This window comes from Streptomyces sp. AC627_RSS907, assembly GCF_019049165.1.
In genome coordinates, this window is the sequence record NZ_JAGMUE010000098.1 from 62,589 (window position 1) to 74,388 (window position 11,800).

At 74.2% G+C, this 11,800-nt stretch carries 9 protein-coding genes; 3 read left to right on the forward strand and 6 right to left on the reverse strand.

The annotated features are described in order from the left end of the window. Nucleotides 1-7: 7 nt before the first annotated feature. Both KUM32_RS21870 and KUM32_RS21875 read right to left on the reverse strand, forming a co-directional pair. Entirely contained in the window at nucleotides 8-1,696 is a 1,689-nt protein-coding gene (locus KUM32_RS21870) for a DUF885 domain-containing protein (protein WP_217143619.1), read from the reverse strand. 78 nt (nucleotides 1,697-1,774) lie between these two features. Beyond that, nucleotides 1,775-2,266: an Lrp/AsnC family transcriptional regulator gene (locus tag KUM32_RS21875; protein ID WP_217143620.1), complete on the reverse strand. Its 492-nt coding sequence runs from the start codon at nucleotides 2,264-2,266 to the stop codon at nucleotides 1,775-1,777. A 61-nt stretch (nucleotides 2,267-2,327) separates the two neighbouring features. Between KUM32_RS21875 and KUM32_RS21880 the strand changes: the two genes are divergently transcribed. Further along, nucleotides 2,328-3,551, forward strand: a complete 1,224-nt coding sequence (locus tag KUM32_RS21880; protein ID WP_217143621.1) for a PLP-dependent aspartate aminotransferase family protein — start codon at nucleotides 2,328-2,330, stop codon at nucleotides 3,549-3,551. A 22-nt stretch (nucleotides 3,552-3,573) separates the two neighbouring features. On the opposite strand, the gene KUM32_RS21885 is transcribed toward KUM32_RS21880, so the two are convergent. From KUM32_RS21885 to KUM32_RS21900, 4 genes are all read right to left on the reverse strand, one after another. Continuing rightward, complete coding sequence (locus KUM32_RS21885) at nucleotides 3,574-4,941, reverse strand: GNAT family N-acetyltransferase (RefSeq protein WP_217143622.1); 1,368 nt, start codon at nucleotides 4,939-4,941, stop codon at nucleotides 3,574-3,576. A 208-nt stretch (nucleotides 4,942-5,149) separates the two neighbouring features. After that, nucleotides 5,150-6,736 carry an alkaline phosphatase gene (locus KUM32_RS21890; RefSeq protein ID WP_217143623.1) on the reverse strand — a complete coding sequence of 529 codons (1,587 nt, stop codon included), beginning with the start codon at nucleotides 6,734-6,736 and terminating at the stop codon, nucleotides 5,150-5,152. 141 nt (nucleotides 6,737-6,877) lie between these two features. After that, complete coding sequence (locus KUM32_RS21895; protein ID WP_217143624.1) at nucleotides 6,878-8,323, reverse strand: PLP-dependent aminotransferase family protein; 1,446 nt, start codon at nucleotides 8,321-8,323, stop codon at nucleotides 6,878-6,880. Nucleotides 8,324-8,543: 220 nt separating this feature from the next. Then, nucleotides 8,544-9,422 carry an alpha/beta fold hydrolase gene (locus tag KUM32_RS21900; protein ID WP_217143625.1) on the reverse strand — a complete coding sequence of 293 codons (879 nt, stop codon included), beginning with the start codon at nucleotides 9,420-9,422 and terminating at the stop codon, nucleotides 8,544-8,546. A 205-nt stretch (nucleotides 9,423-9,627) separates the two neighbouring features. On the opposite strand from KUM32_RS21900, the gene KUM32_RS21905 reads away from it, so the two are divergent. Both KUM32_RS21905 and KUM32_RS21910 read left to right on the forward strand, forming a co-directional pair. Next, on the forward strand, nucleotides 9,628-10,512 hold the full coding sequence (locus KUM32_RS21905) for an RNA polymerase sigma-70 factor (protein WP_217143626.1): 885 nt from the start codon (nucleotides 9,628-9,630) through the stop codon (nucleotides 10,510-10,512). 225 nt (nucleotides 10,513-10,737) lie between these two features. Next, nucleotides 10,738-11,499 carry a GntR family transcriptional regulator gene (locus KUM32_RS21910; RefSeq protein ID WP_217143627.1) on the forward strand — a complete coding sequence of 254 codons (762 nt, stop codon included), beginning with the start codon at nucleotides 10,738-10,740 and terminating at the stop codon, nucleotides 11,497-11,499. The last annotated feature ends 301 nt before the right edge of the window (nucleotides 11,500-11,800 follow it).

Sequence of the window (11,800 nt, forward strand, 5' to 3'; positions counted from 1 at the left end):
GCGGGGCTCAGAGCCGGGACAGCTCGTCCACCAGGTCGTCCAGGCCCAGCGAGCCCTGGGAGAGGGCGGCCATGTGCCAGGCCTTCGGGTCGAAGGCGTCGCCGTGCCGCTCGCGGGCCTTCTCCCGGCCCAGCAGCCACGCCCGCTCACCGAGCTTGTAGCCGATCGCCTGGCCCGGGATCGTCAGGTACCGGGTCAGCTCGCTCTCCACGAAGTCCGCCGGGCGGCTGCTGTGCGCACCGAAGAACTCCTGCGCCAGCTCCGGCGTCCAGCGCTCACCCGGGTGGAACGGGGAGTCCGCCGGGATCCGGAGCTCCAGGTGCATGCCGATGTCCACGATGACCCGGGCGGCCCGCATCATCTGCGCGTCCAGGTAGCCGAGGCGCTGCTCCGCGTCCGTGAGGAAGCCCAGCTCGTCCATCAGCCGCTCCGCGTACAGCGCCCAGCCCTCAGCGTTGGCGCTGACCATGCCGACCGAGGCCTGGTAGCGGGAGAGGTCCTTCGCGACGTGCGCCCACTGCGCGAGCTGGAGGTGGTGGCCCGGGACACCCTCGTGGTACCAGGTGGAGACCAGGTCGTAGACCGGGAAGCGGGTGAGTCCCATCGTCGGCAGCCAGGTGCGGCCGGGGCGCGAGAAGTCCTCCGACGGGGGTGTGTAGTACGGTGCCGCCGCGCTGCCGGGCGGGGCGATCCGCGACTCCACCTTCCGGACCCGCTCGGCGAGTTCGAAGTGCGTGCCGTCCAGCGCCTCGATCGCCTGGTCCATCAGGCCCTGCAGCCAGTCGCGGACCTCGTCGACGCCCTCGATGTGCCTGCCGTGCTCGTCCAGGTGCGCCAGCGCCACCCAGGGCGTCTCGGCGCCCGGCAGGATCTTCTCCGCCTCCTGCTTCATCTCGCCGAGCAGCCGGTGGTACTCCGCCCAGCCGTACGCGTACGCCTCGTCGAGGTCCAGATCCGTGCCGTTGTAGTAGCGCGACCAGCGCGCGTAGCGCTCCCGGCCGACCGTGTTCGGGGCGCCCTCGATCGTCGGCGCGTACACGTCGCGCATCCACTCCCGCAGCTCCACCACGGCCGCGGTCGCGCCCCGGGCCGCCTCGTCCAGCTCCGCGCGCAGTGCGTCGGGGCCGCTCGACGCGAAGTCCTCGAACCAGCCGCGGCCCTCGCCCGTGTCCGCCCACTCGCCGAGCTGGTCGACGAAGGTGGCGGTCGGCCGCGGAGCCGCGTACAGCTTGCGGTCCAGACCCAGGGCCAAGGACTCGCGGTAGCCCGCGAGCGCGGCCGGTACCGCGCGCAGCCGCTCGGCGATCCGGGACCAGTCCTCGTCGGTCTGCGTCGGCGTCACCGTGAAGACCTCGCGCACCGAGTGCGCGGCGGTGCCCATGTTGCCGACCGAACGCAGACCCTCCGCCGCCTCGTGCACCGCGAGTTCGGCCGTGAGGCGTTCACGGAGCAGCCGGGCGCAGCGCCGCTCCACGTCGCTGTCCCCGCCGGGCCGGCGCTCCGCCTCGTCCAGCAGGGCGAGCGTGGCCCGCGCCAGCTCCGCGAGGGCCTCCTGACCCGCGGGCGAGAAGTCGGGAAGGCGGCTGGAACTCTCGGCCACGCCGAGGTACGTACCGGTGACCGGGTCGAGGGCGATGAGCTCGTCGACGTAGGCGTCGGCGACCTCGCGGGGCAGCGGGCTCTTGGTCTCTGACATGCGGACATCCTCGTACGGATACCGGTGCCGCGTCAGCCCGGCCGGCCTCGCCCGGTACCGCGGGCGGCTGGATTTCGCTCAGGGCGTGGCCCCCGGCCCGGCGGGCGGGAGCAGCGGCCCGCACTCCCACTGCTGGAAGATCAGCCGCGTCTCGACGCGTGCCACCTCGCGCCGTGAGGTGAACTCGTCCAGGACCAGTCGCTGCAGATCCGTCATGTCCGCGACCGCGACATGGACGAGGTAGTCGTCCGGGCCGGTGAGGTGGAAGACGGTGCGCGACTCCGGAAGCGCCCGGATCCGCTCCACGAACGGGCCGACCAGCTCCCGCCGGTGCGGGCGCACCTGCACCGACAGCAGTGCCTGGAGCCCGCGCCCCAGCTTCGCCGGGTCCAGTTCGAGCCGGTGGCCGAGGATCACCCCGGCACGCCGCAGCCGGGTCACCCGGTCCAGGCAGGTCGAGGGGGCGACCCCGACCTGGGCGGCGAGGTCGCGGTAGGTGGTCCGGGCGTCGTTCTGCAGCAGCCGCAGCAGGTGGAGATCCACCGGATCCAGTACGACAGAGGCGGCCATTGGCCGAACGTAGCACGGTCCACGGCCCCGGCGACCCGGTCGGTGTTCACCCTTCGGTCCCATGGACTCCGCGCGCACGCACACGTCACCGTCCGACCGCATACGCACCCCCGCACCCACGGGCAGGGCACTGGCGACCGAGGCCGTGCACGCCGGCCGCGACGATCTCGCCGGCCGGGGACTGCACGCACCGCCCATCGACCTCTCGACGACCTACCCGTCGTACGACAGCCGCGGCGAGGCCGCCCGCATCGACGCGTTCGCCACCACCGGCGCCGACCCGGAGGGCCCGCCGGTCTACGGCCGCCTCGGCAACCCCACCGTCGCCCGCTTCGAGACGGCGCTGGCCCGGCTGGAGGGCACCGAGTCCGCCGTCGCCTTCGCCAGCGGCATGGCCGCGTTGAGCGCCGTCCTGCTGGTCCGCGGTTCGGTGGGGCTGCGGCACGTGGTCGCCGTACGACCCCTCTACGGCTGCAGCGACCACCTGCTGACCGCCGGGCTGCTCGGCTCGGAGGTCACCTGGACCGACCCGGCGGGGATCGCCGACGCGCTCCGCCCGGACACCGGCCTGGTGCTCGTGGAGTCACCGGCCAATCCCACGCTGGCCGAGGTGGACCTGAGGGCCGTCGCGCACTCCTGCGGATCGGTACCGCTGCTGGTGGACAACACCTTCGCCACGCCCGTCCTCCAGCGCCCCGCCGGACAGGGCGCCCGGCTGGTGCTGCACAGCGCCACCAAGTACCTCGGCGGGCACGGGGACGTGCTGGCCGGTGTGGTGGCCTGCGACGAGGAGTTCGCCGGGCGGCTGCGGCAGGTCCGCTTCGCCACGGGCGGCGTTCTGCACCCACTGGCCGGCTATCTCCTGCTGCGCGGGCTGTCGACCCTGCCCGTGCGGGTGCGGGCCGCCTCCGCGAACGCCGCCGCACTCGTCGAGCGGCTCGCCGCCGACCCGCGGGTGGCCCGCGTCCACTATCCGCGCATCGGCGGCGCGATGGTCTCCTTCGAGGTCCACGGCGACCCGCACGAGGTCATCGGCCGCGTCCGGCTGATCACCCCGGCCGTGAGCCTCGGCAGCGTCGACACGCTCATCCAGCACCCGGCGTCCATCAGCCACCGCATCGTGGACGCCGACGACCGCCGGGGTGCCGGGGTCGGCGACCGGCTGCTGCGGCTGTCGGTCGGCCTGGAGGACGTCGACGACCTGTGGGCCGACCTGGACCGGGCGCTGGGGGAGGGGGCGGCCGAGGCGGTGTCGACGCGGGAGGCGCCGTCGCGGGCCGGCTGACCGCGCGACACCCCGCGCCCGCTCACTCCTTGCCGATCCGCTCCCCGTGCGGCAGCCGCGCCGCGGCCCGGGCCGCCGGGTCCAGGCCGGCCGTGATGACCAGGGTCCCCTCCTCGATCTGGTAGTCGAGGGGGAGGCCCAGGCCGCGCATCGCGGCGACCATGGCGGTGTTGGACGCCTGCGTCACCGCGTACACGCTCTCGCAGCCCGTCTCCGCCGCCATCGCGACGAGGCGCGCGAGGAGTTCGCCGCCGATGCCCCGGTGCTGCCACGCGTCCTCGACGAGCAGCGCCACCTCCGTCTCGTCCCCGTCCCACAGCAGATGACCCAGCCCGACGATCCGCCCCGAGGCGGTCTGCGCGGCGAGGGTGCGGCCGAAGCGCGGGCTGAGCAGGTGGTTCAGATACCGGTCGGCGTCCTTGACCGGGCCGTGGTACCGCAGGGAGAGGGTCTGCGCCGAGCACCGCTCGTGCATCGCCTTCGCCGCCGGGACGTCACGGGTGTCGGCCCTGCGGACCGTGATGTCGCTCCCCTCGGGCAGCGTCAGCACGTCCTGGCCGCGCGGAACGCGGGGACCGAGCCGGGCGTCCAGCTCGACCAGCGCCCGGGCCCGGGCGAACTCGGCCGGGGTGAAGGGCAGATACGGCCGCTCCACGCTGATCACTCCGCCCTCCGGCGCGCGCAGCCGCAGCACGGTGTCCTCGAGCGTGCCTTCCGGCGGCACGTCGGCCTTCGCGTCTCCTGTGACGGCCGCGGGCAGTGACCGGATGGTGCACCGCCCCAGCAACTGCCTCAGGACCAGGGGGAGTTCCGCCGCGTCCAGGGCGGTACGGGCCGCCAGCCCCAGCGCCCGGGTCGGCGCGTCCACCAGGTCGTGGGCGTCCGCCCGCTCGGTCCAGGTGTCGGCGCCGCCCGCCGCCGACACGACGTCGGCCAGTTCCGCCCCCGTGAGTTCACCCGGGGCGCGGAGCAGGAACTCGTCCACCGTGCCCTCGGCCAGCGGGTGCGTCTGCAGGCTCAGGATGTCGACCCGTCGGTCGGCGAGGGCCCCGCACAGCACGGCCAGCGACCCCGGCGCGTCCCGCACCGTCGTCCGCATCCGCCACAACGCGCTCTCCCCGGCACCGGTCCCGGCTTCCGGTCCGGTCCCCGGTACCGCCCTGTCGGACCGCTCGGACCGCTCGGACCGCTCGGACGGCCCGGCCGCCGGCCCGGTGGCCGGAGGCCGGGCGCCGGTATCGTCCGCGGGCGGGGCGTGCCCGTGGCGCCGTGACCACCGGGTGCGGAAGGCCGCCGTGGCGACCAGGGCGGCCACCGAGGCCAGCAGCATGGCGGGCACGGCGGGGCCGTGCCCGACGAGGCGCAGCACGGCATCCGTCACATCAGACATGTCTCGACTCATGCAGTCACTGTGAAGGAACGGTGTTGCGTGATCACGAACGCTCTGTGACCGATGGGTAAAGAAGGCTTCTGGGACATTTGTTGCCCTTTTTACCAGTGCTGAGTCAGTGTGCGTGCCGGCCACGGGGAGCCGGCCGGCAGGGGCCGCGCACCGGGGGATGACGCCGGTGCGCGGCACACCCGACAGGTTACGGGAACTACTGGCCCACCCGGCCCGGCTGGAGCACCTTCGTGAACAGCACCGTGCCGTCCTGCTCCCGCAGCCGCACCGTCATCTCGGCGCTGTCGCCGTCGATGTCGACCTCGCCGAAGAACTGGTAGCCGCCCGCGGGCGAGACGTTCGAGGCGGTCGGCGCCTTCACGAACACCCTTTCCGGCCCGAAGGTGCCGTCGAGGGCGCTGGCCGGGAACGCACCCGCGTTGAGGGGACCGGAGACGAACTCCCAGAACGGTTCGAAGTCGGTGAACGCCGCACGGGAGGGCTGGTAGTGCTGCGCCGAGGTGTGGTGCACGTCGGCCGTCAGCCACACCGTGCCGGTGATCCGCCGGTGCTTGACGAAGCGCAGCAGCTCGGCGATCTGCAGCTCGCGGCCCAGCGGCGCGCCGGGGTCACCCTGCGCCACCGCCTCGACGTGCGCCCTGCCCTCGGTGGCGTCGGGCACGACCAGCCCGATCGGCATGTCGGCGGCGATCACCTTCCACACCGCACGCGAGCGCGACAACTCGCGCTTGAGCCACTCCAGCTGCTCGCGCCCCAGGATCCCCTGCGGGTCCACGGTCTGGTCGCCGGGGGAGTTGGCGTTGCGGTACGTCCGCATGTCCAGCACGAACACGTCCAGCAGGGGGCCCTGGTGGAGAACCCGGTGCACACGTCCCTCCCGCGCGCCGGGGCGCAGCGTCGGGATCGGGAAGTACTCGCTGAACGCACGCCGAGCCCGGGCGGCCAGCACGTCCACGCTCTTCTCCGTGTAGCGGTCGTCGGTGTCCGCGATGGTCTGCCCCGGGTACCAGTTGTTGCGCACCTCGTGGTCGTCCCACTGGACGACCGAGGGGACCTGGGCGTTGAAGCGGCGCAGGTTCTCGTCGAGCAGGTTGTAGCGGAAGTTGCCGCGGAACTCGGCCAGGGTCTCGGCGACCTTGGACTTCTCCTCGGTGGTGATGTTCCGCCACGTGCCGCCGTCGGGAAGTGCGGCCGTCGGCGAGATGGGGCCGTCGGCGTAGATGCTGTCGCCGCTGCACAGGAAGAAGTCCGGGTCCAGCGCGCCCATCGCGTCGTAGATGCGGTAGCCCCCGAGGTCGGGGTTGATGCCCCAGCCCTGGCCCGCGAGGTCGCCGGACCACACGAACCGCACGCCGTCGCGCCGGCGCACCGGTACGGTGCGGAAGGTGCCGGGCACCGGTTCGCCGGTGCGACGCGGGTCGTCCGGGTCGGCGAGGAGGACGCGGTAGTGGATCTGCTCGCCCGGCGGCAGGCCACGCAGCCGGGTGGTGCCGGTGAAGTCCGTGTCCCGGCCGAGCAACGGGCCGTGCCAGCGGCGCGGGTTGCGGAACGACTCGGTCGCGGACGTCTCGACGATCATCCGGGCCGGCCGGTCGGACCGCACCCACACCAGACCGGAGTGGGAGGTCACGTCTCCCGTCTGCACGCCCCATCCCGCTCCCGGCCGTCCGGAGCGGGCGAAGGCCGGCGCCGCACCGAGGGCGGTGGGCAGGGTCAGGGCCGCCGACGCGGCGAGGGAGCCCCGCAGCACGCTGCGGCGACCGGGCGACGGATGGTGTGACATGAATGCGCCTCCAGGGACGGGATCCGGCCAGTGTCGCGGCCGGGTGTGCAGAGCCAGACCTACTGGTGCGGCGCGGCGGCCGCGGAAACTCCCGGTGAACAACCGGGCGCCCGCGCCCGGGGGACACCTCACCCGCCCGGGTCACACGGCCCGCGCCATCAGTTCCACCCCCGTCCGGATCCGCCCCGGCGTCAGGTGCGCGTACCCCAGCACCAGCCGCACCTCCTTCCCCGCCTCCTCGCCGCCCACCGCGTGCCCGTACTCCGCCAGCGAACGCACCGCGACGCCGGCCTCCGCCGCGCGCGCCAGGAAGCGCTCCTGGGGGCCGTACCGCTCGGGAAGCGCGGCGATGGCGTGCAGCCCCGCGGCGACGCCGGAGACCACCGAGCCGGGAAAGTGCTCATCGAGCGCGGCGACCAGCGCGTCGCGTCGTTCGCGGTAGGCGCGCTGACAGACGCGCAGCTGGCGGTCGTAGTCGCCGCGTTCCACGAAGCGGGCGAAGAGCGCCTGGTCGAGGGCCGGATGCCCGAGGTCCATGGTGCGCTTTCGCTCGACGACGTCGTCCGCGAGCCACTCCGGCACCAGCAGCCAGCCCAGCCGCAGCCCCGGGGCGAGGGACTTGCTGACCGAGCCCGTATAGGCGACGCGCTCCGGGTCGAGTCCCTGGAGCGCGCCGACGGGGGCGCGGTCGTAGCGGAAGTCGCCGTCGTAGTCGTCCTCCACGAGGAGACCGTCCACCGACCGCGCCCAGCCCAGCAGTTCGGCACGCCGCCGCGCGGAGTAGGCGATCCCCGTGGGGAACTGGTGCGCCGGCGTCGTCACGACGGCCCGTACCCCCGAGGCGCGCAGCGGGCCGACGGCGAGTCCCTCGTCGTCCAGCGGCAGGGGCACGGACCTGACGCCCGCCGCCGCGTACAGGGCCTCGTGCTGCGGGCTGCCGGGGTCCTCCACGCCGACGCCGTGCGTCCCGCGCGCGTGGAGAACGCTGCCGAGCAGCGCCGTCGCCTGCGCGACCCCGGAGACCACCACGATCCGCTCCGGGTCCGCCACCACACCGCGGCGCCGTGCGAGCAGCTCGGCCAGTGCCGTCCGCAGCCGGGGCAGCCCGCGCGGGTCGGGATAGCCGAGGCCCTCGTGCGGCAGCTCCGTCAGCACGCCCCGCTGCGCCGCCGCCCATGCCGAACGCGGGAAGAGCGACAGGTCCGGAGTCCCCGGCACGAAGTCGGCCCGGGCGCCCGGGGAGCGCGGGGCGAGATCACGCGCGCGTGGGCGGGCCGCCCGTACCGCGTCGCCCACCCAGGTCCCCGCGCCCCGTCCGCTGCGCAGGTACCCCTCGGCGGTCAACTGTTCGTACGCCTCCGTCACCAGCCCCCGCGACACCCCGAGGTCGGCGGCGAGGTCCCGGCTCGACGGCAGGCGCGTGCCCGGTGTCAGCCTGCCCGAACGGACCGCGTCCCGCAGCGCGGCCTGCAGGGCGCGGCCCCGCGCGCGGGCCGGTGCCGAGACGGCGGGCAGCAGCAGCTCCCACGCGGCGCTGCGGCCGACGGAGTCCGGCGAACCGCCCGCAGCGGCCGACGCGGATGTCATGAAAGCGGCCCCCGGCGTCGCGTCTGCCCCATCACCCTCAACTGTACGAGGAGTTGGGGCCGCCCGGGAGAGCGATCAGGAGCGACGGATCCCGGTGAGGGGCCGGCAGGCCGACGCGGGGCCCGGTGGCGTACGGGCTCCGGGAGCGCCCGTGGACGCCGGGAACCGCCTCGGGACGAGAGCCTTCTCCGCTCGCCGTGTCCCCGCCGGTGAGGACGCCCTACGACCCGACCGCGCTGAAGGGGGTCCCCGGGGCGCTCGCCTCCTGAGGGCGGCTGCCGTCCAGGAGGACGCGGGCGACGAGCGCGGGGTCGTCGTTCATCGGGACGTGGCCGCAGCCGGGCAGCCGCACCAGCCGGGCCCGCGGGATGGAGTGCTTGGCGCGTATCCCCTGCCGGGGCAGGAGCAGCCGGTCCCGGTCGCCCCATGCCACGGTGACGGGGATGCCGGGGACGTCGTCGGTGAACAGCACGCTCCGTCCGGCCCGCAGCGTCTCGGAGAACCCCTCGGCGTGGGCCAGGGCGAGGGTCTCGGCGACCACGGCCTCGGGGGAGCGGCGGCCGGGGCGGGCGTAGATCGTGCTGGTCAGGACGGCCCGTCCGGCCGCGGAGCGGGAGAGCCGCTCGACCAGGGGGAGGGGCAGCCCGCGCGCGGCCCGGTGCATCCCCTTCAGGACGCCGAAGGCGTAGCGCCGCTCGGCCTGCGTCCAGAACCCGGCCGGAGACAGAGCCGTGACCGACCGCACGAGGTTCTCGCGGCCCATGTCCAGGGCCAGCAGGCCGCCCAGCGAGTTGCCGGCCACGTGCGGCCGGTCGACTCCCAGCGCCGCGCAGAAGGCACTGAGCACCGCGGTCGTCGTGGGCAGGTCGTGCGGCACACCGTGCGGCAGCGCGGACGACTGTCCGAACCCCGGCAGATCCACGGCGATCACCTCGCGCTCGGTCGCGAGGATGTCGACCACCGGGTCCCAGGCCTGCCGGTGGTGACCTATGCCGTGCAGCAGGAGCAGCGGCTCACCGCTGCCCACGCGCGCGTAGGCGAGGGTGACGTCCTGCGGACCGTGTGCGGTGGGGGCCGTGAAGGAGAGCGTGGTGGCCATGGGACTCCTTGTCGGGAACGCGCGAACGTTTAGGGAACACGTGAACGATGACGGCGTTGCGTAGACAGCCTGTCAGTAAGAGCTACCGACGGGTAGTCCCCGGTCGCCGTTCGCCCCGGGACGGCCGCGGCGGCGTACGGGGGTGCGGTGCGGGCCCGGGCGATTCCACCTGGACACGGCCGGACGGGTCCGCTGGGATGGAGCGGTGACCACCGAAACCGTGACCGACGTCTTCGAAGAGCACCGTCCCGTCCTCCTGGGAGTCGCGTACCGCATGCTGGGCCGCCTGGCCGACGCGGAGGACGTGGTCCAGGAGGCCTGGCTGCGCTGGTCCGGGGCCGACCGGTCCGACGTCCGCGAGCCCCGCGGCTACCTGGTGCGCGTCACCACCCGCCTCGCCGTCGACCGGCTGCGCCAGATCAAGTCCCGCCGGGAGACGTACGTCGGCCCCTGGCTGCCCGAGCCCTACGTCACCGACTTCGGCGGCACCGTGCCGGACACGGCCGAGCGGGCCGTGCTCGCCGACACCGTCTCCTTCGCCCTCCTCGTCGTCCTGGAGTCGCTGTCCCCGCTGGAGCGGGCGGTGTTCGTCCTCCGGGAGGCCTTCGGCTACCCGTACGCCGAGATCGCCGCCATGCTGGAGCGGGGGGAGGCGGCCGTGCGCCAGCTCGCCGGCCGGGCCCGCAAGCACGTCGACGAGCGACGTCCCCGCTACGACGTCGACCCGGTGCAGCGCCGGGACCTCACCGAACGGTTCCTCGCGGCGGCGCTCGACGGCGATCTCGAAGGGCTCATGGCGATGCTCGCGCCCGACGTCCGGCTGGTCGGCGACAGCGGCGGCAAGTCCAGGGCACCGCTGCGCGTACTGGAGGGCCCCGCGAAGGTGGGCCCCTTCCTGCTCGGCGCCGCGCGCAAGAGCGCGCCGGACCTCTCCTTCCGCTTCCTGGAGGTCAACGGCGGCCCGGCACTCCTGGTCCTGTCCGAGGGCAAGCCCGACGCCGTCTTCCAGCTGGAGGTCGCCGACGGGCGCGTCCAGTCGCTGTACATCGTCCGCAACCCGGACAAACTGCGATCCCTGTCCGCCGCCTGAGCGGTCGCCCTTCCGCTCCGGCCGGAAGCCCCCGCCCCGCGGCGGGGGCTTCGCCGTCCCGTCACCGAGGCGGCCCCCTGTGATCACCCGGGGGACCCCCCGGGGGTTCGAGGATTGGTCTTGACCAAGGATGTGGGCCGTTTTAGGGTCACAGAGAACTGCAACAACCTTTAATAAACAAGGGCGTCAAAACGCCGCCGGACCACGGCGATTGCGGAGGACAGGGTGGGGACCACGCAGTTGGAACCGGTGCCGGAGCCGAAGTACTGGCATCTCAGGACCGTGCTCAGCGAGGCCCTGGACTCGGAGTTCTCGGTGGGTGAGATCCTGCCCAACGAGCGCGACCTCGCCGCCCGGTTCGGTGTCGCCCGCGCCACGCTCCGCCAGGCCCTGGAGCAGCTCGAACTGGAGGGCAGGCTCCAACGCCGCCGCGGTGTCGGTACGACCGTCGCCCCGCCGCGCGTGGGCGTGGCCGTCGGCACCCGGCAGCATGCCTGGCCCGGGACGGCCGAGGACGGCTGGCAGCCGGCCGACTGCGTCCTCGCGGTGCCGCCCGCGGCCGTCGCCGACACCCTGGAGACGAGCCGGCACGAGCCCGTGCACACCATCCGCCGCTCCCGCGTGACGCACGGCCAGCCGGTCGCGGCGGAGCTGCTCTACATCCCGTCGGCCTCGGTGCCCGACCTCACCGCCATCGACGCGCCCTCCGGCGCCGCACGCGCGCGTGCCGTGCTGCGCGAACTGCAGCGCGGCGCGCTGGAGCGCCAGGAGAGCGCCGTGGAGCTGGGATCGGCCGGCGCCGAGGACGCGAAGGAGCTGGACCGTCTCCCGGGAGCGCCCGTCCTCGTGGTCACCACCCGGTACCTCGCCGGGGGCCGCACCGCCGCGCTCTCCGTCGCCACCTACCGCGCGGACACCTGCCGGCTGACGTTCGGGGACTCCGGCGACGTGGAGATCCACCACGGCCCGCAGACCCGGGCCTCCTGATCCGTCCACCGACCGGACGCCCGGACCGCTCCGAGCCCTGACCGCGGACACGCCGGACACCACCCGCCGCCCGTGGGGCCGGGCCGGCCGGTGCCGTTGCCGGGGCGGTTTCGCGGGATGTCGTGGGCTGCCGGACCGTGTGCGGTCGTGCGGCCGGGCCGGGGTGTCGCGGGGCGGGCTTCGCCCGGTTCCGTGAGGTGCCGGACCGTGTGCGGGCCGTGCGGCCGGGCCGGGGATGCCTCGGGGCGGTTCCGTCGGGTTCCGCGCGGGTCGTGCGGTCGGTGGCCCCAGGGAGCGGGGG